Raw genomic sequence first — 26,526 nt, 5'->3', positions numbered from 1 at the left:
AGCTCCCTATGGATGAAGGTTCGATCGGCTGATTTCTTGATCGTCAGAATTTTAGGAGAGGCTTGATGTCGTAAAGGCGACATCCGGCGCTGCGGGCATTGGCACGCATCAGGAAGTTCAGCTTTTCGATGCGCTCGCCGGAACGAGGCGCGCCGTTCTTCTGAAACGGAACCTGAAGTCCGACCGAGAAATCCATCACGACATCGTCAACGACACCGCCGGAGCGCCCTGAGGGGACGGAAATCATGCCATGTTCGCTCGCGTAGCGGTGAGCGTCCATCGCTTCTGTGATCGTGCCGACCTGATTGGGCTTCAGGATAAAGCCGCCGACAGCTTTGGTTTCGAAAGCGCGCTTGAGGTATTCGAGCTTGGTTACCGTTAGGTCGTCACCAAGGATGATCGTCCGGTCAATCTCGCGGTTTGCTTTAACATAGCCATCCCAGTCGTTCTCATCGAGGAGGTCCTCGATAAAAACGAAGTCGTATTTTTCCGTCAGGCGCTTGGCGTAAGCGATCAGCTCGTCACTGCTAACGCGTTGCCCTTTCAGAAGATACGTATGGCTCTCAGCGTCGAAAAACTCGCTCGACGCGCAATCGAGAGCGAAAGCGATGCGCCCGGTGTAGCCGCAGGCGTCGATAGCCTGCTGCATGAGATCGAGAAGCACTTCCGGATCGTCCGAGGGCGCTGCGTAACCGTAAGAGCTAGCGACCTGCGGTTTGTGGCCGAGGTGTCTGGTGAGCACGTGCGAGAGCTCCTGGAAAACGGTAACCGCCATCTCGATCGAAACGTCGATACTGTCCGTACCGTAGGGAACGATCAGGAACTCGTTGAAGGACTGGATGAAACCGTCGTATTTTCCGCCATTGATGACGTTGAAGCAGGGAACAGGCACAGTCTTGATCGAACCGCCCGCAATGTGGTCATAGAGCGGAATGCGCAGCGCATCGGCCGCAGCACGGAAAGCCGCGATCGATACCGAATATATCGTGTTGCCGCCAAGGCTCCCCTTATCTGGCGTACCGTCGATCGCGATCATCTTCTCGTCAATGGCGCGCTGATCGAAGACGTCCATCCCGATGAGCGCTGGTGCGATGATCGTCTCGACCTTCTCGACCGCCTTGTGAACACTAAGGCCGCCATAGGTCGACTTGTCGCCGTCGCGCAGCACGAAGGCTTCGTGCATGCCGACCGAGCTCCCGGTCGGAGCCGCGCCGCGGCCGACAGCACCGCTTTCGGTGCGGATTTCCACCTCTACCGCTGGGCGGCATTTGCAGTCGATGATCTGCTGGGCGAAGATTGAGGCAATCCTGTCTTCCATGTTACTGGCCCTCCTTCAGAGCTGGTACGTAAAGAATGTTGAGGTCGCACAGGTTGGTGCCGGTGTTGCCGGTGAAGACAGCGGAGCCGATAGCGTCGAGCGCCTCGAAACAACTGTGCTCGCGCAGCGTCTGATGGAGATTGATGCCCTTTCCCGCAGCAGCCGCCAGACTGGCGGAATCGGTGATGCCGCCGGCCACCTTGGCCGTCCCGTCGGTTCCTTCGCTGTCAATCGACAGAAGGCACGCGCCCTTTGTTTTCGCGGCGGTGATCGCAAAGCTGATCGTCATTTCCTGGCCCGGTCCGCCGTGCCCGCGGATGACGCTGTTGTCGAGAATCTGAGTCGTGACTTCGCCAGAACTGAGCAGCACGCACGGCGCCTTGACCGGGTTGCCGTAAGTCTGGATCTCACGCGCCATCGAAGCGAAGAACGTGCCTGCGTCCTTGCTTTCACCTTCCAGGAAAGAAGAGATGATAATGGCAGGAATACCCATCTCCTCACAGATTTCCCTGGCGTAGATGCAGGAATCCGGCAGGGTGTTGAGCAAGAAATAGGTGTTGTTCGGAAAGGCCTTCGGCGTTTCCTTGTCCGGCCCGGCATTCATCAGGTAGTCGACGACGCTCTTTGGCAGGCGGTCGGCCACGTCATAATTGACGATGGTAGCGCGCGCATCATCCAGTGTCGTCGCATCGGGCCCAATGGGCGTGCTTTTATAGGCAGCGTAGGGGACGGCGATGTCACCGGTTGCCGGTGAGCCGACGGCATCGCTGATGCCGAAGCCGATCAGCTCCGCGCCCACGTCCTGAATGCGCTTGGCGAGCATGCCCCCGTTCAGCGCGGATATGTGCCGGCGCACCGCGTTGATTTCGTAGATTCCGGCGCCGGATTTCAGCAGTACGTCGGTCGTGTCGATCTCGTCCTGCAGCGAAATACCGTCGATTGGGCAGGACATCAATGCCGAACTGCCACCGCTGATGACTCCGATAAAAAGGTCGTCCGGACCCGCCTGGTCGATGATCTCGATCATCTTCCTGGACGCCCGGTAGCCTGCCTCGTTCGGCAGAGGATGGCCGCCAACGTAAACCTCGGTCTTGTTGAAACGATCGGTTTCCTCGTGGATCTTCACGATGGCTATTCCGCGCGTGAGGCGGTCGCCAAGGACGTGATCCACCGCCATGGCCATGTGGTTGCAGGCCTTGCCCGCACCAAAGAGGTAGATGTTGCGCTTCTTCGACAGGTCCCACGACTTCGTGCCGATGTGCAGGATATCGCCCTCAAGTCGCATGATGCTGCGGATGCGCTTGTAGCTATCGAGCCGCTCAAGTGTCCGGTCCGCGATTTCAAGGACAATCTGGCGTGACGCCGCATCCCCGTGAGCGGCAATCTCGTCAGCGTTTCGAATTTTGTTCGCCCTGAACATCCGGACAGCTCCTCCGACTTGTTTTGAATTCGTAATTGCAATCAGGCCTTTTCTTGAGGCCGACCATTTTCATACGCTCATAAATAGCTCAAACGGCTATTGTCGACAATAGCCTTTTCAAGGAGAATTCGTTATAGTTCTCTTGTTCGCCCCTCGGGGGAACGTTAATGTTGAATTTCAAGCAACTGTGGGCCGAAGATGACGCAAATGAAGCTACCAAAAATCGAAAAGATGCCAGCGGACGTGCGAGCGCTTGGCGTATTGAGATCCCAAATCGTAGACGGATCGATCCGACCGGGATCGCGCTTGACAGAGGTCCAGCTTTCGGAGGGCATGGGTCTTTCCCGTGCCACTGTCCGCACGGCGCTGCATCAGCTTGGAAAAGAAGGGCTTGTCAGTCTCGTTCCCTACACGGGTTGGACGGTCGTTGAACTCACTCATCAGGATGTCTGGGAGCTCTATACACTACGAGGTGCTATCGAACGTCTGGCGGCACAGTTTGCTGCGACCAATGCCGACAACGAAGCGATGTCGCGTATTGAGGCCGCATTTGATAGGCTGAAAAATACAGTGACGGAGAGCTCTGAAACAATTGCCGAGGCCGATTTCGGTTTTCATAAATCGATCATCGACGAGTCAGGGCATAGCCGCCTAAAACAACAATATAAGCTGATAGAGCAGCAAATCCGTGTGTTCATCCGATCAAGCAATCTTCTGATAGAAGATCCCTTGGAGATTATCGTCCAGCATGAACCGATCTGGAATGCTATCCGTGAACGGGATTCGGTTCTTGCCGGGACGTTGGCTGAGCAACACAACATTACAGAAGGTCAAAAGCTCACCGGTTCATTATCACGTCCCGACGGCGACTGAGAACGCCGCTATTCCCGGGACGCGCGGGAGTAGCGGCGCTGTTTAGTTGCGATCAGGATTAGAACGGTCGTCTCGTCGGAGCTTCGTTCCCGCTTCGCCCCACCAGGAAATCAAAATCGAGCCCCTTATCAGCCTGCAAAACATGCTCAACAAAGAGGCGCTCGTAACCGCGCTTGTGGCTGATGGGCGCGAAGGAGGCTTGCGACCGCCGCTGTTCAAGTTCTTCATCCGTAAGATCGACCGACAATGTGCCCGCCTCGACGTCCAGCGAGATCAGGTCACCATCACGGATCAGAGCCAGCGGACCACCGATCGAGGATTCGGGCGCAACGTGAAGCACGACGGTACCATAAGCCGTGCCACTCATGCGGCCGTCCGAAATCCTGACCATATCGGTGACGCCCTTTTCGAGAATATGCTTGGGCAAACGGATATTTCCAAGTTCCGGCATGCCCGGATAACCTCTAGGGCCAATGCCCTTCAGAACGAGTACGCAGGTCTCGTCGATATTCAGAGACGGATCATCGATGCGCTTGTCGAGATCTTCCACGGATTCGAACACGACGGCACGGCCCGTATGTTTCATCAGGTGCGGACTTGCGGCTGATGGTTTCATCACAGCACCGTTTGGTGCAATGTTGCCCCTGATGATGCGCAACGCGTTCTGCGGCTTGATCGGTTTGTCGAACGGCGCGATGACATCGTGGTCAAGGCTTTCGACGCCAGCGAGTTCCTCCCGCAGTGTCTTTCCGCCTGCGGTGCGCGCATCAAGGTTGAGCCTCTCCCCAAGCGATGCCATGACGGCTGGCAATCCACCCGCGGAGAAGAATTCCTCGACGAGGTACTTGCCGTTCGGAAGGATGTTGGCAAGAAGCGGGATTGACCGGCTGTTTTCTTCGAAGTCGGCAAGGGTCAGTTCAATCTCCAGACGCCCTGCCAAAGCCAGCAAATGAATGATTGCATTCGTGCTCCCGCCAAGGGCAGCGTTGACTCGGATTGCATTCTCAAGCGCCGATCGATCGACGATCTTAGAGAACGCCAGATCTTCTCTGACCATCTCGACGATTCGCCGACCGGACAACTGCGCGGAGCCCTTCCGACGCCCATCAACCGCGGGAATGGCAGCAGATCCCGTGAGACTGAGGCCGAGGGCTTCTGCGATACAGCCCATCGTCGTTGCCGTCCCCATCGTGTTACAGGCGCCGTTACTGCGCGACATTCCATATTCCGACGCAAGGAAAGCGTCCTTCGTCATACGCCCTGCCTTGTATTCGCCGTGCATACGAAAAATGTCGGAACCCGAACCTACCTGCCGCATCCCAACGCGACCGCTCAGCATCGTCCCACCGTGCACGACGATGGTCGGAAGATCGACGCTGGCCGCCCCCATCATGTAGGCGGGCGCCGTATTGTCGCATCCTGTTAGCAAAACCACGCCGTCGAGCGGGTTTGCGCGAAGTGTCGCCTCGAGCTCCATACTCATCATATTGCGGAAGAGCATTCCGCTCGGACGCATGATGGAGTCGCCGATTGACATCGTAGAAAACACAAGCGGAAAACCGCCAGCTTCGAGCACACCGCGAGCAACCCATTCCGCCAGTTCCGTGAGATGGGCGTTGCAGGGGACCAGATCGGATGCCGAGTTGGCAATGCCGATTACGGGTTTGCCCTCGAACATATCTGGTAGCGCACCACGCGCCTTGAGGTGGGTGCGGTGCTCATACCCGGTATTGTCAATACGCTTAAACCATGCCTCGCTACGGAGAGGTTTTTTGTCGACGGTCATCATGTTCTCCATTCGAAGCACCCCTCCCCGCCATCTTCGAGAGCGATGGGTTGCATTCACTATTCGTCGGAACGGTATTGGCGAGACGCCGCAGATTGCAGCTCCTCGCCAGAATGTTGCTATTTCTTGATTTCGGCTGCGAGCTTGTCGATGTATCCGCTCGCGATGCGGTCGACTTCGCCTATCGCGGTCTGCTCCTGGATGAAGAAGTTCAGCGACTGGATATCCGAATACGAAGCATCACGACGCAGGCCAAATGCGATGCCCTGCTTCGAAATTGCAGGCTCGGGGTTAAGCGTCACCCAGCGATCCTTGCCCGTCGCTGAAAACAGCGTGTTGCTGTCGCTGTCATCGACGAGGATGTCGCCTCTCCGTGAAGAGAGCGCCAGGCGAGTGGCATCGATATCGGGCAGGCGCAGGATCGTTGCATTCTTGATCTGGCGCGTCAGTGTTCCGTCGATTGCCGTGCCCGACATGATGATGATCGTCACGCCGGCGACGTCGAGATCTGCGATAGACTTCGGTGCCGTGGAGAACTTCGGATTTGCCTTGTCGTAAACGCCGGAAACTTCGTACTGAACGACCGGGTGACTGAAGGCGATCGCCATAGCCCGCTTGGGATTCTGGTTCAAAGCCATGGACAGGTCCCAGCGATTGGCCTGCAGGCCGGCAACGATGTTGTCCCAGGTCGTGTCGACGATTTCAGCTTTTACGCCAAGGGCGTCCTGAGCAAACTTCTTGCAGAGGTCGACGAATGTACCGCTGTATTCGCCGCTTTGAGGATCGCGAATAACGTGCGGGGGCGCGACTGCCGCGCCGCACCGGAGCGTTCCGCGCTTCTGGATTTCCTGCCAGTAACCTTCGGCAGACTGGGCATAGGCCTGACCTGCTCCGGCGAGAACTGTCGCGCCGAGGATCAACCCGGTGATGAGCTTCGTAAGTTTCATTTTAACACTCCCAAATTGTTGCTGCTGTTCCGTTGATTGCTTTTATTCGCATGCATCTGTTCGGTGGGTTCTGCTAGGTTGGTTTCCTTTCGATCGTGTCTAATCGGCGCTCGGCCTGTCAAAAACAATCTTGGCACCGATTGTCATTGTCGACAATAGCCCTTTGAGGGTTCGGCCAGAATTTTTTCGATGCGATGGTCTGCACTAGAGGCTCGGCCGGCTCCCGTGATGTGTCGGGAGCCGGTTGCTACCCGCGGTGTTAGTCCGCGGGTCGCGCGGCCGCGCTCATATAGGACGTATAGACCAGCCAGCCCGCATCGATTGGAATGGTGATCCCGGTGATGGCGGACGCGGACGGAGAGCACAGGAAGAAGATTGCATCTGCAACCTCCCTCGGCTCGACGAACCGTCGCAGCGCGGATCTGGAAATGACAACAGAGGGGTCGCGTTCGCCGCGATCGATGCGGCTCTTCATCGCCTCGGTCATCGTATATCCGGGCGCTACCGCATTGACACGGACACCCTGCGGACCAAGTTCGGCGGCCATGATTTCGGTCAGCATCTTCAGCGCCGATTTGCTCATGGCATATGCCGGCTGTGGCCAGGGCTGGAAAGTGGTCAGCGAGCAGAGGTTCACAATCGATCCGCCGCCCGATTGCGCCATCTGCTCGCCGAAGGCGCGCGCAGTGAGCATCGTTCCGCGAAGGTTGACGTCGATGATGCGATCGAATTCCTCGACCGGCATTTTCGTCACCCTGGTGGCGTTCTGCAAAATGCCGCCAGAGTTCACAAGTGCCGACACAAGCCCATGCTCTGCATAGACTGCCTCTTTGAATTGCGTCACCGCCTGCTCGTCAGACACATCAAGATGACGGTAGCTGACCGCGGCACCCAATTCGGCAGCGATTGCCTTTCCCCGTTCGTCGTTGATGTCTGCGATAACAACCCGCCAGCCGGCAGACACGAAACCGCGCACACTGGCCTCGCCAATCCCGCTTGCGCCGCCGGTGACAACCGCGAGCGGCGAAGAGGTTTGTTCATTTGTACTTGCCATTGCTGATCTCCTTAAAAATCTTCTTTCATGTCACGCGGCTAAGCGTGAAGGTGGGCACCTTAACGGTGGGCCCGTTTGCCTTGAGGGTTCACACTGCCATTTTGACGAGCAGGCGCGTTTCCGCGGCATTGACCAGTCGCGTGAGCACCCAGCCGATAACGAAGTAGACGAGAGCCGCGGTCGTCAGTACCTCGACAGGCCTCGCAGTCACGTTCGATATGTTTTGGGCCGTGTACATAAGTTCGACCACGCCGACTGCCGAAACGAGCGCACTCTCCTTGAAGAGGCTCACCAGGTTCGACATTAGATTGGGAATGGCGCGTACGATTGTCTGTGGCGCGACCACATACATCATCTTCGAAAAACGGCTCAGACCAAGCGCTTTGCAAGCATCGTGCTGATCTTGCCCGATCGACCCTAAGGCAGCCCGAAAGGACTCGCTGGTGATCGCCGATGTATAGAGTGTCAGGGCAATCACGGCCGAGATGAAGGGACTGAGTTCAACGTCGAAAATGATCGGGAAACAGAAGAAGACCCAGAACAAGGTGATCAGGACCGGCGTACCGCGCAGCACCTCGACATAGAGAGAGCAGGCCCAGCGGACCGGTCGAACGTTGGACTTGCGTCCAACACCGATGAGAAAGCCGAACACAACGCTTGCCAATCCGCAAAGCACCGTAATCTGGAGGGTCAGAACGAGCCCTTTGAGCAACGCCGGGCCGTATTGCAGAACAACAGAGAAATCGAGATCTTGCATGATCTTACACCTTGTTCATACGCTCCAGCCGGTGTTCAAAGAACGCGGCTAGACGACCAAAGGGGATTGCGACAACCAGATAAAATGCCGCGAGGAAGGTAAACGTCTCGATTGGGCGGTAGGTCTGGGTCGAGAGCTGCTTGCCCTGATACATCAGGTCGGCAACACCCACGAGTGCAACAAGCGAGCTTTGCTGAAAGATACCAATCGCATTTGTGATCAGGACCGGCGTCGCGGTCCTGATTGCCTGGGGTAGCACGATGTATCTAGTGTAGTTCCAACGGCCGAGGCCAAGTGCGACACCAGCATCCCTTTGCGCTGCGGGAATGGACTGGATGGCAGCCCTGAATGCTTCACCGTTGAACGCCGTTTGGTTCATTCCGAGGATGAGGACACCCATGAATACCGGCGACCACCACACCTCGAAGATCATCGGTATACAGAAGAAGAACCATACGACCTGAACGAGGACGGGCGTACAACGAAACAGGTCGATATAGAAGCGCGCGATCCACCGTATCGGTGCGATGCGGGCATTCGAGAGCAGGGCTAGGGGAAACCCGGCAACAAGCCCGATGATGTTTGCCCACACCGTGAGCTGGAGGGTGATTTTTAATCCCTCCAGAAGCGCTGGCCAGGCATTGAGGACGAAAAAGAAATCGATGTTTTGCATGGTCGTTCGTCCATCTCAGCGATCTGCATGCAGCACGTTGTGGATGAAGTCACGCGCCCTGGCGGTCTTCGGCGCACGGAAGAATTCGTCAGGTGGAGCGTCATCGGCAACGACACCGCCATCGCAGAAGACCACTCGAGTTGCGATCTTCTTTGCGAACCACATATCGTGCGTGACGATCATCATCGGCATGCCGCCGTCCGCGAGCTCGGTCACCATGCTAATCACTTCGTTCACGAGTTCCGGATCGAGTGCCGATGTCACTTCATCGAACAGCATCAGTTTCGGGTCGAGCATCAACGCCCTTGCGATCGCGACGCGCTGTTTCTGACCGCCGGAAAGAGCAGCCGGATAGGCCTTGGCCTTGGCCTTGAGCCCAAACCGGTTGAGCAATTCGAGTGCGCGCGCTTCTGCCTCATCACGCCTCACGCCACGTGACCGAACGGGCGCAAGAGTGAGGTTGCCAAGCACGGTGAGATGAGGAAAGAGCGTGTAACTCTGAAAAACCATACCGATCTGCTTTTGCATTTCGGCGTTGATGGTCGTCTTTATCGGCGCGCCGGCGATATAGTTTTTGCCGTCAACTTTGATCTCACCGCCCTGGACATCTTCGAGCCCCATGACGCAGCGGAGAAGCGTACTCTTTCCTCCGCCGCTGGGACCGATTACGAGCAAGCGGTCAGTTTTCTGCATGTCGAGGTTCAAGCCATTCAGGACTTTAATCTGTCCCTGCGCATAGCTTTTTTGCAGGTTTCGTATCGAAATGAAGCTCTGGTCTGTCATCAGGGTCTCCTGAATCGAAGCCTGATCAAACAGGCGGTTAGGGAACGTCCGACCCACAAGCTCGCGGGCCAGACGCGATATTAGCGCGGGCCTACGAATGGGCCACAACGCTCGATGGCGATACGTACAGTCTCTTCCGGATCCCGTTCCCACCAGTCCAGTTCAGAGAAGAGTTCCAGCTCGAACGGACCGTCGTAACCGATGTCATCAAGCCATCCCCGAATGGTAGCGAAATCAATCACCCCATCGCCCAACATGCCACGATCGCGGAGATTCCGCGTCGGGACTAGCCAGTCGCAATAGTGGAACGTGTGGATGCGGTCTTTCCCGGCACGGCGAAGCTCTCGCTCAAATGCGGGGTCCCACCAGCAATGATAGACGTCCGCGACCAGGCTGGCAGCTTTGTCACCTAACTCGTCGATAAGATCATTGGCATCCGTGATCAGGTTCAGCGCGCTACGATCGCCGCAATACATTGGATGTAACGGCTCGAGCCCAAGTTTCACACCTGATGCCTCCGCGTAAGGGGCAAGTTCGGCCAGAGCGTCATGAATGCGTCTTCGCTGACCGGCCAGATCCTTGTCACCTTTCGGAATACCTCCCACCACCATGACGACACAGGGTGCGCCGATCGTTGCTGCCTGATCAATGATGCGGCGGTTCTCAGCAATTTTTGCTCGGTATGCTGCCGGATCGGTTTCGCTGACCCATGCACTCGTGCAGAGTGAGGCAACCCACATTTGAGCATCGCGCAAATGCTTCGCGGTTTGCATCACGCCGTAATCCTCCAAGAAATTACGCCACACCGCGATGCCCTTGATTCCCTGGCGCGAATAGCCTTCGATCGCCTGAGGCATGGCCCACTTTGGGGTCGTGATCTGATTGATCGCAAAGCGTGTAAGATCGTACTGGGTCACGCGAAAGCCTCCTGTGCGCGTCTTGCGCCGGTTGCAGCTGCATTGATAGTGATGCCGTCGTCCTCAAACACGATACCGTGGTGGTTGCGGGCGAAGTCGGCAGTGATTTTGCCGTTGGAAAGATCGTCAGCGATCAGATCGAGCGAGCGCTTGAGCGGATCGCCGTATCCACCGCCGCCGGCCTGTTCGTGTCGGATGACGACATCGCGTCCGATGGTGCGGGTGATCTTGGCCGGAAGGCGCGTGTTTTCGCCCTCCGGATCGAGGATATTGACGCAAGGTGCGGCGGGCTTGCCTCCGAACAGTCCATAGGGCGCGTGATCGTGCCGGTCTGCGCGTATCTGCAGAACGGCTTCTTCGGCGAGCAGGCGGTAAGTCCGGATAAGGCCGAGACCGCCGCGGTATTCGCCGGCCCCGCAGGAATCGGGACGCAGGCTGTACTCGTCCATCATAAGAGGGTAGCGGACTTCCAGCGTTTCCACCGGCAGGTTCGACATGTTCTGCGAGGGATTGGTGACGCCCTCGACACCGTCCTTGTTCCAGCGGCCACCCCAGGCGCCGTTGATCATGTCGACAAGAACGAACGGTTCGCGAGTTTCCTTATCCCAGCCGCCGAAGGCCAGAACCGTGTTGCCGCCCTCACCTGCCGCCATGACCTTTTTGGGAGCGATCTGCGACAATGCTCCTAGGACCGTGTCAACCACGCGATAGCCGGTCAGAGCCCGGGCAGCCACCGGCGCCGGCATCTGCGGGTTGAGGATAGAGCCTTCCGGGGCGGAGATGGTGATGGCGCGATACACGCCGGCATTGTTCGGCACCTCAGCGTCGAGCGCACAGCGCACTGACAGATAGGTAGCGGACTTGACGAAGGACAGTGTCGAGTTGATCGCGCCCTTCACCTGCGGTGAGGATCCCGCGAAATCGACATCGAGGTGATCACCCTTGACAGTGAGCTTGACCTTGATCGGGATTGCGTCCGTGGAAAACCCGTCGCCGTCGATGAAATCCTCGAAATAGTAGTCACCATCCGGCCACGAGCGGATAGCGGCACGCGTAAGTTGCTCGCCGTAGTCGATCAGATCATCGAAATAGCTGTCCAGTTCGTCGGCACCGTAGCGCTCGATGAGGCGAAGCAATTCCCGTTCGCCGAGATTGCACGTCGCGAATTGCGCTTCAAGGTCGCCGAGGACCAGCTCTGGCAGGCGCACGTTTTTGGTAATAATGCGCATTAGCGTTTCGTTGACCACGCCCTTTTCGTAGAGCTTCATCGGCGCAATACGAAGGCCTTCCTGGTAGATCTCGGTCGAATCCGCGGCATTCGAGCCAGGGACGCGGCCGCCGACGTCGCAGTGATGCGCGATGACCACCGAGAAGCCGCGAAGCCTATCGGCGTGGAAGATGGGCCGGATCATGAAAATGTCCGGCAGGTGCATGCCGCCCTCATAGGGGTCGTTGAAGATGATCACATCGCCGGGCGCAAGGTCGTCGGCGTACTTTGCCATGATCACATCCATTGCATCCGGCACGGCGCCAAGATGCAAGGCGACCGTTTTTGCCTGTGAGAGGATGCGCCCATGCTTGTCGCAAAGCGTCACGGAGTAGTCGAGAACATCACGGACAATCGGGGAGCGGGCGGTGCGCATGACCGCAAAGGCCATGTCGTCCACAATCGTATCGAGTGCATTTTTGATGACCGCAAAGGTTATCGGATCGTTGGTTTTATGGGCCATGAGGCTGTTCCTTCCGAAAGGCTCAAGCAAGGGTGGCGACAACGTTGCCGAAGGCGTCGAGGTCGGCCGTTGCACGCGGAGGAATGACGATGGTGGTGTCTGGGCTCTGAATGATCAGCGGTCCCTGCACGCCCCCCTGAAAGGTGCTGCGCTCGTAGATCGGTGTGTCCACCCAGCCCTCGCTTCGCGAGAAATAGATCTTGCGGGTTTCAGGACCGGCGTCGGTCCTTTCCGGAGCATGGGGTACAAAACTCAACCTGTTGCCGGTATTGCCGCTGGCGTTGAGGCGGATGTTGACGATTTCGACGCTATCATCCGACGCATAGCCGTAGATGCCCTTGTACACCTCTCGAAAGGCGGTGCGGAGCCACTCGCGGTCGCCCTCGGCGACTGTCTCCGGCAGGGCGATCGGTAATTCGAAATCCTGACCTTTAAACCGCAGGTCGGCTTCGAAGCCGCATTCGACCTGGTCGGCCGAATAGCCTTCTTCCGCCAGCGAGGCGATAGCCTCCGCACGCATGTCCCTGAGCAGGCTGTTGACCTGGTCGATCGGAAGCTGGTCGAGCATGCCGTTCAAGCTCCGCAGGAAGTAGCGTTCCACTTTGGCAGCCAGCATACCGGTTGCCGTGAAGACGCCGGGAGATTTCGGAAATATGACGCGGGAGATGTTGAGCGTACGCGCTAGGTCGCAGGCGTGCACCGGGCCGGATCCGCCGAAGGCAAGGATCGCGAAGTCGCGTGGATCAACGCCGCGTTCTACTGTGACTGCCTTGATGGTGCGAGCCATGTTGATGTTGACCACTTCACGGATGCCGAAAGCAGCGTCCTCGATCGACAGGCCCAGCCTGTCGGCGAGGTCGCGCTTTACGGCCGCGCGAGCACCTTCAACGTCAAGTTTCATGCTGCCCCCGGCGAGCGCTGAAGGCAGAAACCCGAGGACGACGTTGGCGTCCGTGACGGTCGGAGACTGCCCGCCTATACCGTAGCAGACAGGGCCAGGATCGGCGCCAGCTGACAGCGGGCCGACGTGCATGAGGCCCCCTTCGTCGATGCTTGCGATGGAGCCCGCACCGCTGCCGACTTCGGCAACGTCGACGGTCGGCACGCGCATGAGATAGCCGCCGGCCTTGATGAAGCGGCTCGGCGTCGAAATACCGGCGCGGAACTCGTATTCATTGGCACGCGACAGTTCGCCCTTGTGGATGAGCGAGGCGGAAGCGGTTGTTCCGCCCATGTCAAAGACCACGAGATCCTTTTCACCCATGGCCTCGCCGAGACGTCCAGCGCCAACCACACCGGCGGAGCGGCCCGAGGATATGAAGAAGACCGGCTTTTCCTGCGCCATCTTAGCGCTTGAAAGACCGCCGTTGGAGTTGCTGATCAGGAGGGGCGCCGAGACGCCGATTTCCCGCAGTCCATTTTCGAGACGTTCGAAGTAGGCGCGCAACGAAGGCAGGACGTAAGCGTTCACCGCCGTCGTGGAGGTGCGCTCGTATTCGCGGATTTCCGGCAAAACGGAAACGGAAGCGGTTACCCACATGTTCGGGAAGTGCTTGTTCATCACCTCGAGCGCGCGCGTCTCGTTTTCCGGATTGCGGTAGGAGTTCAGGAAGCAGATAGCGACGGATTCAACGCCCTCGCTTTCGAAGAAGCGGCCGATCTCGATAACTTCCTGCTCGTTGAGCGGCTTGAGGATGCGACCGTCGGCAGTCGAACGCTCGTCGACTTCCAGGCGGAAGCGGCGCGCAATGAGCGGCACGGCCTTTTCCCAGCTCAGATCGAACATGGTCGGCGTGCGAACGCGGCCGATTTCTAAGACGTCGCGAAAGCCCTTGGTCGTGATGAGGCCCGTCTTGGCCCCGACCTTTTGCAGAAGCGTATTTGAACCGACTGTCGTGCCATGAACGACTTCAGTCACCTTGCTGACGTCCAGTCCGGCCGTCTCCGTGATTTGACGAATACCGGTCAGGACAGCCTGTTCAGGCTTGGCGGGTGTCGAGGGGACCTTTGTGAAAAAGGTTTCGCCAGCGTCACCAAATAGCACCAAGTCGGTGAAAGTTCCGCCAATATCAACGCCAATGCGCGCGTTGTCCATCGTTTGCCTCCTGCGCATCCGCGCCGTTTATCGGGTCAAGTTCTCCCGCAGCCGGGGTAAACCCCGTCCGTTGGGTGGTTTATGGGTGAATTTTCTTGGTCAGTGAGAGCGGACTGACGTATGCCAAGGGATTGACAGCCGCTCTATCCCTTCCATGATGTTGAACAACAGCGATCCCATTGCGATGAGGAGCGCCAGACTGACGAACAGGCCGGGCGTATCGAATTGCCCTTGCGCCGAGAGAATTGCGAATCCGAGCCCTGAAGAGCCGCCGACAAACTCACCGATGATCGCCCCGATCAGCGCTAGCGAGATCGCCACCTTCAGCCCGGCGAACATGCTCGGCAAAGCACAGGGAAGCCGGATTTTCGTGAGAATTTGCCACTTGCTGGCGCGGCCGACGCGCGCCAGATTGACCATGTCGGGGTCGACGGATCGAAGGCCAAGAACCGTGTCGATTACGATGGCGAAGATCGCAAGCATGACCGCAATGGCAATTTTCGGTTCCGGCCCTATACCCATCCAGACCACAAAAAGCGGCGCCAGTGCGACTTTAGGTACTGAGTTCAGCGCCACGAGGAAGGAAAATACTGGTCGTTCAAGCGTCTTCGACGATACGATGACGATTGCCAACAGAACCCCGAAAACCATCGCAAGAAGAAAACCGATCAGGGTTACGGCCAAGGTCACCCCTGCATTGTACAGAAAGAATGATGGCATTCTCCAGAACTCCGCCCAAACCGCCGATGGGGACGGGAGCAGGATCGGCGAAATCGCAAAGAACCTTACGGACAACTCCCAGACAGCCAGTGCGGAAACCAGCATAACGAAGCCTGGAAGTAAGCGAGCGGCGATTGATGTCTTGTCACGCATTCTTGAAAATCCCCAGCTTCGTGAACACCTGGCGGATGTGACCGCTATAACGGCCAAATTCCGGGGTCTCCCGCACTAACAGTTCGCGTGGACGTGGGAGGTCGATATCGAGGATTTCCACGATCCGCCCGGGATGCCGATCAAGGATCACCACGCGATCCGAGAGGAAAACTGCTTCGCTGATGCTGTGCGTGATGAAGAGGATCGTCTTGTGCGTCTCCTGCCAGATGCGCGCCACCTCCACGTTGAGGTCGTCACGTGTCATGGCGTCAAGCGCTCCGAACGGTTCATCCATCAGGAGAATGTCGGGATCTGTCAGGAGGGCTCTACAGATTGATGCTCTCTGGCGCATACCACCTGACAACTCCCATGGCCGCTTGTTTTCATATCCGCCGAGACCGAAGCGAGCGAGTTGCGCGCTGGCCCGCGTCTTCGTCTCAGCAGTTACCTTGCCTTTGATTTCGACCGTGAAAAGAACGTTTTCGAGGATGGTGCGCCAATCGAGGAGCATGTCCCGCTGAAACACCATTCCAAGACCGTCCGGCGGACCATTGATGACCTGCCCGCGAGTGGATATGCCACCTCCGGAAATTGGTTCCAGCCCGGCGATGCACTTGAGCAAGGTGCTTTTGCCGCAGCCGCTGGGACCGAGGATACTGACGAATTCACCCTTCTTTATGTCGAGGTTTATGTTCTCTAGAACGAGCAAACCCTCTTTGCCGCCATAGCGCTTGTCGACGTCGGCAACCTGGATGTAGTTGTCTCTGACCTGATCAAGCATCGTGGCGTCACCCGATGAATTCGTTGGTGAAAATGTCAGAGAGCGCGAGGCCCGACGGGATTGCGCTTGCCTTTTCCATTGTGCCGAGAGCGGCCTTCCAGTCTTCCTCGGCCTGCCAGCCAATCGGCTTGCCTTTGGTAGCTTCGGTATTAAAAGTCTCGATGGTCATCTCGATCTGACGGACAAGCACGTCCTTGATCAGTTTTGCATTCGGACGCTGCTGAATCATGGCTTCCGCGCCTTCCGCCGCGTTTCCATCGCGTAGATACGCCCAGGCCTTTTGCTGGGATGCCACAAGAGCCTTGAGGGCATCACCTCGTTTTGAAATAGTCGCGTCGCTTGCAATCAGGCCATAGCTCGGAAAGTTCACGCCGGCATCGCTAGCCAGGATGCCTCTCGACGGTCGCACGGCTTCCGCTGGAGGGATGATCGACGGTCCGGTTGAGAGGATCGCATCCGCGCGGCGTGTCGTGTAGGTGCTCCAGAGTGCGGCCGGATCAACCAGAAGCAGTTCCACGGTGGAGCGATCCAAGCCGCCCTGCGCGAGCCAGAAATCAATGAAAGGCGCCCATGGGCTTGCAGCGAAACAGACGATGCTCTTGCCTTTGAAATCGGCGACCGTTTTGTAGTCGGAATCACGGTCGACAACCGCGGCCAGGTCAGTGGCGCGACCAAATCCGGCAATCCCTTTTACTAGCGCACTCTTGACGCGCGCTTGCGGAACGAGGCCCAACTGTACCTGTCCGACGTCGACCTGGCCTGCATTTACAAGCTGCAGCGTGTTGCCCGAACCTCGGCCGTCTTGTACATAGACCTCAAGGCCGACGTCCTTGAACCAGCCCTTAACCTGACAGAGATGCATAGCCGCCTGAACGCCCCAGGGGGCGAAGTCCATGCGCGCCGACAACGGCTGAAGGCCTTGCGCACGACCGATAGCAGGCGCAGCGACCATTCCGATGGAACCTCCGAGAAAGGCCCTGCGCGATATCTTCAACGGATTCCCACCCAGTTTCATTGACGCACCCCTTTTTGTTCGTTATAGAACTATTTAGTTTATTAACGAGAGAGCTAGTCCCTTTGTCGGAATGAGTCAACAGAATTTTTGTGGAGGACGTGCAGTTAGTTCGGTTATGTAGTGAGATCAGCAACTTAACTGGCGAAACGGCACCAACCCCGCGCAAGATCTAGCGATTTGCGTGGCGGCTTGGTTTCGGATTAATTGTTTGTTTCGAAGCCCTGTTCACTGGGCATTCACAACGTATTGGATCAGGGAATGCGTATCGAGACCGAGGTGGGAGCCAAAAAGAAGAGAATTCGCGATCCGCGCCGGACGCAACAGCACATCATTGAGTGCGCTATCGACGAGTTTACCGAGCGGGGATTTGATGGCGCGCGCATTGACGCGATTGCCGAGCAATCTCAAACGAACAAAAGTCTCATCTACAAATACTTCACAAGCAAGGATGAGCTATACATAGCCAGCCTGTCACATACATATGAGCGGCTTCGTGCGTCCCAACACGAGATCGACCTCGATGAGAATGATCCCGTGAATTCCATGCGGAAACTTGTCGAATCGACCTTTAATACGTTTGCCAATAATCCGCAGATCGTAAGGATGATGACTCACGAGAACGTACAGAATGCACGGTTCTTGAAGCAAGCCCTCAGCATCAAACTTCTGTATACACCGCTCCTTGAAAAGCTCAGCAACGTTATTAAAATTGGTCAAGAACAGGGTTTGTTCAGAGAAAACGTCGATTTAAAACATCTATACGTCTCGATTTCGGCTTTGGGGTATTTCTATTTCTCGAACACGCACACGCTTTCGATTGTCTTGGACGAGGATTTTCAGAGTTCGAAACATATTGTCAACCAACGCGAACAAGCGGTAGACATGGTGCTTTCGTACCTGCAAAATAGAGATATTCCAAATTTGACCAGTATTCGAATTGAAAGCTGACAGTCGGCAACTCTACAAATTAATCTCCGATAATATATCTCGAAGCATGCGTTGACTTGGCATTTATGGTTTGAATACTTATTATTATAATAATTAACCCTTCCAAAAACATACTATCAACTAAAACAAGTTGTGAAAGAGTCTCGACTGCTTCATTCACAATCATAAAAGGAAGAAAGGGCTCTGCCCTCTCTCCCCACAAGCATCGCCTCGACCTTTCGATGCAGCAAGTCGGTCGCACCATTTCAGGTGCAACCGCGTTGCGCACCATCAGGCAGGGCGGGCTTTGCCCACTCTTCGCCGCTGCTTGCCCCCTCTCTCCCGGTCTGACTTGCGACGCCGCAGGAGCAGGAGCGGGGCTCCTGCCCCATGGGCAAGAGCAAGACCGCTTCGCGGGAAAAGGGAAAATGGAGAGCGAAATGGTAAAAAGTGGCGAGGAAATGCCTGTCAGGCTCGTGGTGGCTACGGATGCCCACATGCAGGCTGTTGGAAAGAGAAAGGATCAGCGGGGCGCTGGCGAGAACAGGGTTGATCTTTTCGATGCCGAGCATGCAAGACGGCTTCTGGAGCTGGCGGCCGCCGAAACGAACGCGCGGAGCGTGGTCATAGACTACAGGCCGGGAAATGTCGCTGACGCGATCGATAAGCTGGTCTATATCGCCGCTTTTCTGATTTCCGGTCGAACGACGCTGGCAAAGGACGAGATGAAAAGGGTGTTGAAGAGCGTCGAGAACTTGGATTAAGAATTGCAAAAAAGCCCGCTCAGTGGCGGGCATTTTATCACCTATATTTTTACCTTCAATGAGACGGTCAATGCAGAAACGATATCATCATCAAAATCGTACGATGCATCCAGATACGGTCGGCCTGTGGCGGGGTTGACGATCTCATTAGAAACTTCACCGCCGGTAAGCACCCCTATCAATCCGCCGACCCGGAGTTCAACGCGTTCATTTGGCGTGTAGGATGCTCCTCCTGCTAGCGTCCAGGTATCAGTCTGGTTGCCGATCGTGGTAGACGTGCCGCGATCCCACGAGATCTGGACCGCACCGCTCCACTCGTCGTTGAATTTATGGCCTATGCCTGCCGATACCGTCCAGCCGTCGCGATAGAGCAAGTCCAGTGACGTTGCCCGCACGCCCTTATAATAAAACGGTATATCCTGCAGTACGCTCCAATCGGTCCATTTAAGCGAGCCAAAGGCGAGCCACCCCGGCGCAATTCCCGACTGCATTTTCAATTCAACGGACTGTGGAAGTTTGGCGGATCCGTTCACGTCCCATGATCCGCCTGCGAGCGGATTGCCGCCAGCTCCTGGCGGAAGACCCTTGAGATTGAGCGTTCCGGTGATCTCATCAAGCTTGACCTCGGAATTATAAACGAGGCTGGCTCTTAATGAGTATTCCGGGATTTCATATGCAACGCCGCTGCGCCATCCCCATCCGTCGGCTTCGAGGGTTAACCGACCGATTCCGTTCCAGCCAAACGGATTAGTAGGAATTGGGGCTACCAGTTGCTCCTTGAAACCGTCCATTGCTTGGTAAAACACGCCGCCGATAAGCCGAAGCTGGGCCTTCTCGCTGACGTCGAATTTATAAGAACAGGTTCCGGAATAGCCATCGCTGTTCATTTTTGTTTCGGTGTTATCGTTGGCGCCAGCCCAGTTTCGACCGGGATTTGTATGTGCGCCCCATGGCTGCGAATAGTCGAGAAGGCAATCAAGGGAATCGGTGATACCGACCTTGAGACCGATACGAGGAACCCAATAAGCCTCAGATTCCTTAACACCGTCGGTTCGTCCCCCACCGACAGGACCATCCCATGGGCTGCTATCCTTGACATTGTTCAATTTTCGGTTTGGCATGACGTAGATGGTGGTCGCTTCGGTAGCGAACCGATCCGGATTAAACAGCAGATCGATATTATAACCGCCACGTTCCAATCCACCGGCGTAGACCTGTCCAGCGGATGCGATAATAGCGCAGCTGGCGCAAAACAGGGCCTTCAAAGGCAGTTTGACCATTAATTCCCCTCCGAGAATGGTGAAAGTTATCCCCTTTGAATAGGACAAGCCCCCTGCCCTTGATAATGAATATTATCAAAGTCTAGGTCACGTCCGACGATCTAGACTGCCAGACTGCGACAAAAACCGTTTTAGATTTACTCCGGCGACTAAAATGTACGGCGGAATGGCAAGTGAATAGTGACCACAGTTTAATTGCAGAACATTCGGATTTACGCCAGCATTATTCAGACTTTCCAACAGAGCAATTGACAATTCTTGCAGTACAACCTTGTCTCTTTTGGCCAAAACAATCTGAATATCCAATGCCGGTCGGGCGAGACTGTAGGCGTAATTTCCCAGATCGAGCGGTGCCCAAGCCCTGTGCAGATGAGACAGGTCTATTGTAGGCTCAAAGCTCTCGCGTATGGCTCGCGTTGCGCGCCCGGTCCAAACCATACCGGCAAGACTACCGGCTGTGAGAAACAGCGAGGCTTTCTTAACGTTGGCGTCATGGGCTGCTACCAATCCTGCGACCCACGAACCGAGGCTCATTCCGAGTACGGAGATTTCTTGATACCCTTCGCTTTTGAGCCAGCGGATGAGCTTCTGTCCATCCCACACGGCCTGCCGTAGCGACTGAACCGTTCGACCGAGATTCGCGCTAAGCATATAATCAGCATAGTGGGACCCCGGACGGCTGCGTTCGAAGTGATAGGGCATAGCAATCTCAACGACCGTGATGCCCCTTTTGGACAAGTAACCCGCTATTTGTCGGTTGCGGGATCGTGCGTTCCAATGATGAAATATCACCAGTGCCTTGTCCCGCGAGCCGCTATCGGTGATCTTCGACCAGACCAGGTTATTTTCCTCAACGTCTGTCAAAATGTCAGATGGAAATTTGAGAAAATCGCCTGCCCGCTCGAAATCATTATCGTTGCCGAGCGGCGCTCTGAAGAACGATGGCGTAGCTGCGGCCTGCACCCCGAGCTGGCAGAATTCCTCGAGATTGGTAACATTTGCAGAGCCCGGAAACGCACGTTCTGCGTCCAGAGTAACGGCTGTTGCTTTTTTAGCATCTTCTCCGCGTCGTGCCCGTTTCTCATCCCATTGATCAAGCCAACTATGAAACACTTTGATTACTTACCTCACTCGCACGCCGGGGCCCAAAAGCCGGATCAAATAAGCCATAAATAGCGATTAAGAGCCCGGCAAACATCAGCACCGTAAAGCCGGAAAACGCGTCGATAGATAAATAGCTTGCGAATAGAAGCGCCACAACCGCGGTCATTTTCCACAATGACACTTTGAAATGATTTCCGGCCCCTGCGCGGATCACTCCATATATAAAGACAAAACTGGTCGATATGGCGATAAGCAGGCTGCTGTAGTGCGTAGGCATTCTATAGCTAATGCGGCTTTGCGCCTCTGGACGCTCGTATAAGATCGATGAAAGATCGCTAATTACCCAGGCAACGATACTCGTGCCATTTGAGGCCAGATAAGAGCTCTGCAGCTTCATAACGGTAGCGATAAGCAAGCCTAAGACCGTGCAGCGGAATACCCACAGCATGACCCAAAAGCCAGTCTCGCTTGGATTGCTCCAGCCGGAGTTGGTCTGCAATTTTGCAGCATCGCGGATTTTCGATAAGTCATTGATGACCGAATAAATCAGGATGAGACCGGCGAAAAAGAGATAAAAGGATAGGCACATATACAAGTAGGCGAGCGCTGTAAAAATGATCGCAACAGGTCTCGTTACGATTTCAGGACGAACTATCGCGATAGTGCCCCAATCCGTTGCGTAATTACCTCCTCCGTAGAGGAGAGGCATCAAACAGACACCGATCCACTGAAAAACACCTGCAAACAACAAGCAAATTAGGAAAACAGCCCAGAATGAACCCAATGACGCGTCAATAATTCGCGGCCATCCTCGGTCGCTGTCCGCGAGTGCGCCATCGATGAGCGTTCTCCGTTTTTCGTGCTTCCATGAATTCACCAGTTCGAACACGAAAGCGAGGAAGAGCGGTAGGAAAACCATGAACACAAACGTCCAGTTAGCCGCCCAAAGGAATCCAACCTGCTTGATAACGCCATCGGTACGAGTGAATTTTACGTTGTGAATGCCTATGATGAACGACAGGAATCCGAGCGCCGACATTCCAGCAAAAACCGAAGCAGACAGATTCAGCGGAGATCCTTCGCTGAATAACTCCTCCGTGCGCCTGGCAAGAGTTCGCCGCTCGCCTTGCTTATGGCCCACGTCTAGCGGTTTTACATACGCGGGTCCAATTTCGGCGGCGTCTTCGGTCGGCTGCGACGGTGTAACGCGATCGGCCTTCTTCAGTTCGCGTCGTTTGGCGACTAAGCGGGATTGAGAAGCACTGAGCTCTATAACCCATTCGCTTGTGGCCGCCATATCACCGCAACTCAAAACTCTGGCCAGCAAACCGATGTTGGTAGCACTAATTCCTTTCTCGTTCTCCTGAAACCAGAGCTGCACCGTTCGAAGATCCACGCCGGTCCGCTTGGGATCGACGAGAGTTATGGCTTGCGCGAGAAGTTCGGGCGTCCACGGGCCTGCAGGAAAGTTATCCTTGCCGAGCGGGCGACCAGCTCCGGCAGCGACGATGCGCTTGAACAATTCCTTGAAATCGCTCCCGTCATTCGGTGGGGGGAGAAAAAACTTTCCGTTCTTAATCAATCGCTTATCGGCTCAGATTTCGTTTCGCTTCGCAGTGTTTCGTATCCTATCGTGCGATATACCTTAATCAACGTTTTTATCATTTGGATTTTGGAATGACTGTTTCGTCAGAAAACTGGTGCATGGAGGAGGGAAACTAAGCGTCGGCTAGTAAGAGTCATCTAGAAATGCAGTTCTACTGAAGATCCTGCTTTCTAATATCGTACGCCGGGGATTGGTATAGGGATTTGCACTTATAATTCTCACCCATGTTCTGAAAATGACTTTCGGAGGCCATCATGGATGCAATCGGAAATGCGTTGGACTGGCGGGATGAAAGCAGCGTCGTTGACCTAAGCGAAGCTGGCCCGACTAAACGCCTGCTGGAACTGTCATCACTGGCAGCGGACCCGCGCCGGATCGTTGATTATGAGCCGCAAGATGTGGATGACGCTATAGGCAAACTGGTCTATCTCGCCGCTTCTCTTATCTCCGGGCGGATTACGCTCGCACAGGGCGAAATGGCGTCAGTTTTGAAAAGCGTCGATAAGAATATTTGATTGCTTTGGAAGCCCGCTAGCGGGCTTCATCTATTTGCGGTCTGTCGCAATCCATTCGCCGGATGATTGATCTTTGGCAAATCCAACCGTCCTCGCAATAGTTTGCGCTGACGGATTTTTTTTGACGTTAGTAACGCACTCGACCATGCCGTTGGCACCGTCAACAGGCCAACAATTCGCTAGTGAGACGGAAAGCTTTTCAAGTTCACTCCTATCCCACAATAGCGGATTTTTTTCTTCCAGCTTCCTCACGGCAAGCAATGCTTCAGCTTGAGTTGGCACATCGAGCTTGGCGCTCGCCGCTGGCTCATCGGGAACGGGACAAAGTGTAGGGTCGGCGTTGATCGCTGCAACGATATCGGCTTTTGCAATGGCTGTTGCGTTGCTCGAAGCGTTGGAGACTACAAACCAAGTACCGCCCGCGCCAACAGCGATGCCGGCGCTTGCTGCCAGTGCGAGAAGTGCGTTCTGATTCATTAGAGCTCCTTAAAGTTTCAAATTGAACCAATAGCGCCCCTTCAAACCTTGATAATCGGGAATGTCGAAATAGTAAGGGTCTTTTCGCATTGGACGAGCAATGGAGACGACCTTTCGACAACTATTTCCGCGATCCGAGTTGCCAATGTCTCGATATTGAACATCCTTGTACTGCTGAAGCTCTTTGTTCTGTTCCCTGATCTTGTTGGTGCAGGTGTTGATTGTCTTTTCGCAGCGGTTGGACAGCATTGCGCCGCGATCGCTCATATTGCTGGCTTCCTTGAATCCAGATGGGCAATCCTCGTAAGGCTGATATCCGGGTTTGCCAGACTTAGCTTCATGGCAAATGGGCCATGAGAAACCCGGTTTTGCCATGGCCTTGATCAACTTTGTCATTGGCGGGACGCAATAAGGGACACCATGCCACGAAGGGTTTGATGATGCTGCGCACAAAAGGACCTGGCAGCCCCAAGATGGCGTCCCTCCCGTGTCCTGCGCTATTGCAGCGGATGGCATCACGGCGATAGTGCCAAGGCCAGCGAGTGCAAACAGAAACTGCTTCATTTCAGGTCATCCTCATACTGTAGCGGTTGAATTGTGCCGAGTGGGCAATATGGCTTGATCGTGTAAGGGCGACCCTGTGACGAGATCTCCGGCCGCATAACTGCACAGGGCGATAAGTGTGAATGCGCAGAACCAGTAGATTCCAACGCGATAGACCAGGAGCTGATTTGGAATGTCGCGGCATACCGCGGGATAAGCAAAAACGCCGATCAAAAATGCGTCGAACGACATTTGCCGCTGCTCGTGGAAAAAGAGCGACGTCGTCAGTAACAGCGCCGCGATTATGCCGTGGACCCACCAGATTTTGGACGACGGGATGATAAGCAAAAACGATAACAGGATGGCCAGCAACAGACAGGCCATCGGATCGCGCGCGAAATTGAGCGCAATATGAGCGATTTCCGACAACTATCGGTCTGTCCTTTTTGGCTTTCTGCGCGCATCGGCGAAAGGAGGGGAAATCTCGCTTTTGCGCTCGGCGAGCAAATTGAAATCCGCAATTGGTTGACGATCGAGCGTCCTATCGACGGCCTTTCGCCGCCATTCGTTCATGTCCAGAACATAAGTCGCCCACATGCCATATCGCGCCGACATAGCGGCACGCTGATAGCCCATATATTGAGGATGAGTGAGGTAGGGCGAATCCACCCGTGCCCAACCGACGCGGAGCATTTCAAGAGCCAGATCATGTCCCCGTGACGTGCACCTGGCTCTCGGCATGGCTTCAGCATCATAACCGACGACGGCACATGTGACGGCGGAAGATCCGATCGTTCTTTTGAGCCAGGCTTTTGCAAAGGGGCCACATGGTACAGGCGGCGGTGCCTTCGTGACCTCCCTGTTCGTCCATTTGGGATCGAGCGCCCATTGCGGCAGTTCACACGCATCAATATCGGCAAGGCGAACTCGTTGGGCATAAGTCGGGAACCAAAGAGTCCGACCGTCCATAACTGCGACACGACCTTTGAAGATTGGAAGCGTGACCGGCTGGCTAGGGTGCACCGGGAGGCTGGCCGCTGGCGTGCGTTTAATAACGTCGGCTGCGAATGCTGACGTGGATGCGAGGGCAATTGATGCTGCTAAGATAAGATGTTTCATTGTTGGGCATTCCTCGTCCGTTCGTTCGCCGATTTGCTCAACATGATGGCAGGATGCTGAACGTCTTCGAATTGCCAGAGGCCTGCCCGCTTCTCGCGCGCATCCTGTTCGGCAACCGCGTACGCGGGATAGTAGGGAAGCCCGTTAGCCATCAGCGCTGCGAAGGCATAGCCGCTCGTAATCAATATGGTAGCAAGATCGAGACGATTTCCGCCGATTGTGGCGTAGCAAATGACATAGGATGTATCGGCAGTTTGCGCGACGGGAGCGCACACCGGTTTGGTGTCCTTGATGTATGCAGCGAACACGGCAAGCGATGCCTCGCCGCAGTCCTTCTTATACCCAGTCCTGTCGGTGAAAGAAGTTCCCCGAAGGCATGACTGAACACCGTAGAGACGATAGCGCTGACCTTCTGCCACCCATGTATCGCCAGATTCTAATGTAACGCCCGGTTGGAGGTCGAAATATCCCTCTGGCGCAGCAATTGCCGTTGGCGAGAATAGGGCCAGACCTAGCGTTATAAGCGCGTGCTTCATTGGCCTTTCACCCGCGGATCGGCCCACATTCCATAAGAGCCGTCTTCTCCGATCTTCTGCGCCTTCTCCAGATCCGGACGCTCCAGCTTCCCATCTTTCGTTTTTGCGATGCGGAGCGCGCCGAGAGAAAGCATCTGCTCCTCAAGCATATCAACCGTGTCTAGGCTTCCGGGATAATTGTAATATCCGTAGCACGTGACGTTTTGCTTCGGCGCGCGCTCCTCGCTTACGAAGGCCCGGCAAAAGAGGACCTTCGGCGATTGCAACATGATCTGCAGTTGCTGCTGCGCATAGTCAGCGCAAGAACCAGCATAGTCATCCTTACGGTTGACCATTTCGCCCTTGCAGGATTCCAGGCCGTAAAGATTTAGAACGGTCTTGTCATCAACACGGAATTCCGTTGGCGAAGTCGCCTTGTAGCCGGAAGCTGATGCAAATCCCTTTCGAGCTGTGACCTTCCCGTCCCCGTCATAATATTCAATGACAAGCACGGTCTTACCCGGCGACGCCAACGACTTGATGTAATCCTTGTTGATGGCTGGCGCTGCGATTGCGGCTGTTGCCAGCATACAACTGCTCATTGCGATTGCGATGGTTCTCTTCATTTTCTAGCCCTTACCGTCTTGCTTATTC

General features: G+C 55.6%; 27 protein-coding genes. 4 read left to right on the top strand and 23 right to left on the bottom strand.

Translation table 11 applies throughout. From position 1 onward, the window contains the following. Nucleotides 1–43: 43 nt before the first annotated feature. Together eno and OANT_RS23645 are read right to left on the bottom strand one after the other, a co-directional pair. A complete protein-coding gene (gene eno, locus OANT_RS23650) occupies nucleotides 44–1,318 on the bottom strand; it encodes a phosphopyruvate hydratase (protein WP_011982820.1) in 1,275 nt (424 codons plus the stop codon). A 1-nt stretch (nucleotide 1,319) separates the two neighbouring features. Next, the gene (locus OANT_RS23645) at nucleotides 1,320–2,738 is read right to left on the bottom strand and encodes a glycerate kinase type-2 family protein (RefSeq protein ID WP_011982821.1); all 1,419 of its coding nucleotides are present in this window, start codon (nucleotides 2,736–2,738) and stop codon (nucleotides 1,320–1,322) included. 207 nt (nucleotides 2,739–2,945) lie between these two features. Between OANT_RS23645 and OANT_RS23640 the strand changes: the two genes are divergently transcribed. Continuing rightward, nucleotides 2,946–3,611 carry a GntR family transcriptional regulator gene (locus tag OANT_RS23640; protein ID WP_115179357.1) on the top strand — a complete coding sequence of 222 codons (666 nt, stop codon included), beginning with the start codon at nucleotides 2,946–2,948 and terminating at the stop codon, nucleotides 3,609–3,611. Between the two features lie 58 nt (nucleotides 3,612–3,669). Here the strand turns inward: OANT_RS23640 and OANT_RS23635 are convergent, their stop codons facing one another. The 12 genes from OANT_RS23635 to OANT_RS23580 all read right to left on the bottom strand — a co-directional run bounded on the left by OANT_RS23635 (nucleotide 3,670) and on the right by OANT_RS23580 (nucleotide 17,022). Continuing rightward, a complete protein-coding gene (locus OANT_RS23635; protein WP_011982823.1) occupies nucleotides 3,670–5,409 on the bottom strand; it encodes a dihydroxy-acid dehydratase in 1,740 nt (579 codons plus the stop codon). A 107-nt stretch (nucleotides 5,410–5,516) separates the two neighbouring features. After that, complete coding sequence (locus OANT_RS23630) at nucleotides 5,517–6,344, bottom strand: substrate-binding periplasmic protein (RefSeq protein WP_011982824.1); 828 nt, start codon at nucleotides 6,342–6,344, stop codon at nucleotides 5,517–5,519. 259 nt (nucleotides 6,345–6,603) lie between these two features. Beyond that, nucleotides 6,604–7,398 carry an SDR family NAD(P)-dependent oxidoreductase gene (locus OANT_RS23625; protein ID WP_011982825.1) on the bottom strand — a complete coding sequence of 265 codons (795 nt, stop codon included), beginning with the start codon at nucleotides 7,396–7,398 and terminating at the stop codon, nucleotides 6,604–6,606. 88 nt (nucleotides 7,399–7,486) lie between these two features. After that, nucleotides 7,487–8,155, bottom strand: a complete 669-nt coding sequence (locus OANT_RS23620) for an amino acid ABC transporter permease (protein WP_011982826.1) — start codon at nucleotides 8,153–8,155, stop codon at nucleotides 7,487–7,489. Nucleotides 8,156–8,159: 4 nt separating this feature from the next. Further along, complete coding sequence (locus OANT_RS23615) at nucleotides 8,160–8,828, bottom strand: amino acid ABC transporter permease (protein ID WP_011982827.1); 669 nt, start codon at nucleotides 8,826–8,828, stop codon at nucleotides 8,160–8,162. A 15-nt stretch (nucleotides 8,829–8,843) separates the two neighbouring features. Further along, a complete protein-coding gene (locus tag OANT_RS23610; RefSeq protein ID WP_011982828.1) occupies nucleotides 8,844–9,611 on the bottom strand; it encodes an amino acid ABC transporter ATP-binding protein in 768 nt (255 codons plus the stop codon). Between the two features lie 80 nt (nucleotides 9,612–9,691). Further along, a complete protein-coding gene (locus OANT_RS23605) occupies nucleotides 9,692–10,528 on the bottom strand; it encodes a sugar phosphate isomerase/epimerase family protein (RefSeq protein ID WP_011982829.1) in 837 nt (278 codons plus the stop codon). Further along, nucleotides 10,525–12,258 carry a hydantoinase B/oxoprolinase family protein gene (locus OANT_RS23600; protein WP_011982830.1) on the bottom strand — a complete coding sequence of 578 codons (1,734 nt, stop codon included), beginning with the start codon at nucleotides 12,256–12,258 and terminating at the stop codon, nucleotides 10,525–10,527. Before OANT_RS23600 ends, OANT_RS23605 begins: the two co-directional genes overlap by 4 nt. Nucleotides 12,259–12,280: 22 nt before the next feature. Further along, nucleotides 12,281–14,353, bottom strand: coding sequence for a hydantoinase/oxoprolinase family protein (locus OANT_RS23595; protein WP_011982831.1), 2,073 nt, complete (start codon nucleotides 14,351–14,353; stop codon nucleotides 12,281–12,283). Nucleotides 14,354–14,452: 99 nt separating this feature from the next. Then, nucleotides 14,453–15,226 carry an ABC transporter permease gene (locus OANT_RS23590; protein WP_011982832.1) on the bottom strand — a complete coding sequence of 258 codons (774 nt, stop codon included), beginning with the start codon at nucleotides 15,224–15,226 and terminating at the stop codon, nucleotides 14,453–14,455. Beyond that, nucleotides 15,219–16,007: an ABC transporter ATP-binding protein gene (locus tag OANT_RS23585; protein ID WP_011982833.1), complete on the bottom strand. Its 789-nt coding sequence runs from the start codon at nucleotides 16,005–16,007 to the stop codon at nucleotides 15,219–15,221. The genes OANT_RS23590 and OANT_RS23585 overlap by 8 nt, the downstream gene beginning before the upstream one ends. Nucleotides 16,008–16,014: 7 nt before the next feature. After that, nucleotides 16,015–17,022, bottom strand: a complete 1,008-nt coding sequence (locus OANT_RS23580; RefSeq protein ID WP_011982834.1) for an ABC transporter substrate-binding protein — start codon at nucleotides 17,020–17,022, stop codon at nucleotides 16,015–16,017. Nucleotides 17,023–17,280: 258 nt separating this feature from the next. On the opposite strand from OANT_RS23580, the gene OANT_RS23575 reads away from it, so the two are divergent. After that, nucleotides 17,281–17,970 carry a TetR/AcrR family transcriptional regulator gene (locus OANT_RS23575; RefSeq protein ID WP_115179338.1) on the top strand — a complete coding sequence of 230 codons (690 nt, stop codon included), beginning with the start codon at nucleotides 17,281–17,283 and terminating at the stop codon, nucleotides 17,968–17,970. A gap of 407 nt (nucleotides 17,971–18,377) precedes the next feature. Then, entirely contained in the window at nucleotides 18,378–18,713 is a 336-nt protein-coding gene (locus OANT_RS26575) for a hypothetical protein (RefSeq protein ID WP_041545795.1), read from the top strand. A gap of 41 nt (nucleotides 18,714–18,754) precedes the next feature. On the opposite strand, the gene OANT_RS23565 is transcribed toward OANT_RS26575, so the two are convergent. The 3 genes from OANT_RS23565 to OANT_RS23555 form a co-directional block, all read right to left on the bottom strand. After that, on the bottom strand, nucleotides 18,755–19,993 hold the full coding sequence (locus OANT_RS23565; protein ID WP_011982837.1) for an OmpP1/FadL family transporter: 1,239 nt from the start codon (nucleotides 19,991–19,993) through the stop codon (nucleotides 18,755–18,757). Between the two features lie 87 nt (nucleotides 19,994–20,080). Then, nucleotides 20,081–21,106, bottom strand: coding sequence for an RcgR family putative quorum lactone hydrolase (locus OANT_RS23560; protein WP_011982838.1), 1,026 nt, complete (start codon nucleotides 21,104–21,106; stop codon nucleotides 20,081–20,083). Then, nucleotides 21,096–22,679 (bottom strand): RcgA family putative transporter, encoded by a 1,584-nt coding sequence (locus tag OANT_RS23555; protein WP_011982839.1) that lies wholly within the window; start codon nucleotides 22,677–22,679, stop codon nucleotides 21,096–21,098. Before OANT_RS23555 ends, OANT_RS23560 begins: the two co-directional genes overlap by 11 nt. Nucleotides 22,680–22,957: 278 nt before the next feature. On the opposite strand from OANT_RS23555, the gene OANT_RS23550 reads away from it, so the two are divergent. Continuing rightward, nucleotides 22,958–23,218 carry a hypothetical protein gene (locus OANT_RS23550; protein ID WP_011982840.1) on the top strand — a complete coding sequence of 87 codons (261 nt, stop codon included), beginning with the start codon at nucleotides 22,958–22,960 and terminating at the stop codon, nucleotides 23,216–23,218. A gap of 30 nt (nucleotides 23,219–23,248) precedes the next feature. Here OANT_RS23550 and OANT_RS23545 read toward each other — a convergent pair whose 3' ends face one another. Genes OANT_RS23545 through OANT_RS23520 form a run of 6 tightly spaced genes read right to left on the bottom strand, consistent with a single transcriptional unit; the run spans nucleotide 23,249 to nucleotide 26,498 of the window. Further along, nucleotides 23,249–23,695 (bottom strand): hypothetical protein, encoded by a 447-nt coding sequence (locus OANT_RS23545; RefSeq protein ID WP_011982841.1) that lies wholly within the window; start codon nucleotides 23,693–23,695, stop codon nucleotides 23,249–23,251. 9 nt (nucleotides 23,696–23,704) lie between these two features. Beyond that, nucleotides 23,705–24,259, bottom strand: coding sequence for a hypothetical protein (locus tag OANT_RS23540; RefSeq protein WP_011982842.1), 555 nt, complete (start codon nucleotides 24,257–24,259; stop codon nucleotides 23,705–23,707). Nucleotides 24,260–24,271: 12 nt separating this feature from the next. After that, nucleotides 24,272–24,667, bottom strand: a complete 396-nt coding sequence (locus tag OANT_RS23535; RefSeq protein ID WP_011982843.1) for a hypothetical protein — start codon at nucleotides 24,665–24,667, stop codon at nucleotides 24,272–24,274. After that, entirely contained in the window at nucleotides 24,668–25,357 is a 690-nt protein-coding gene (locus OANT_RS23530; protein ID WP_011982844.1) for a thermonuclease family protein, read from the bottom strand. Beyond that, nucleotides 25,354–25,893, bottom strand: a complete 540-nt coding sequence (locus OANT_RS23525) for a thermonuclease family protein (protein ID WP_011982845.1) — start codon at nucleotides 25,891–25,893, stop codon at nucleotides 25,354–25,356. The genes OANT_RS23530 and OANT_RS23525 overlap by 4 nt, the downstream gene beginning before the upstream one ends. Beyond that, a complete protein-coding gene (locus OANT_RS23520) occupies nucleotides 25,890–26,498 on the bottom strand; it encodes a hypothetical protein (protein WP_011982846.1) in 609 nt (202 codons plus the stop codon). Before OANT_RS23520 ends, OANT_RS23525 begins: the two co-directional genes overlap by 4 nt. Nucleotides 26,499–26,526: the final 28 nt, after the last annotated feature.

Source organism: Brucella anthropi ATCC 49188 (genome assembly GCF_000017405.1).
GTDB lineage: Bacteria > Pseudomonadota > Alphaproteobacteria > Rhizobiales > Rhizobiaceae > Brucella > Brucella anthropi.
This window is presented reverse-complemented; position numbering and strand designations above follow the sequence as displayed.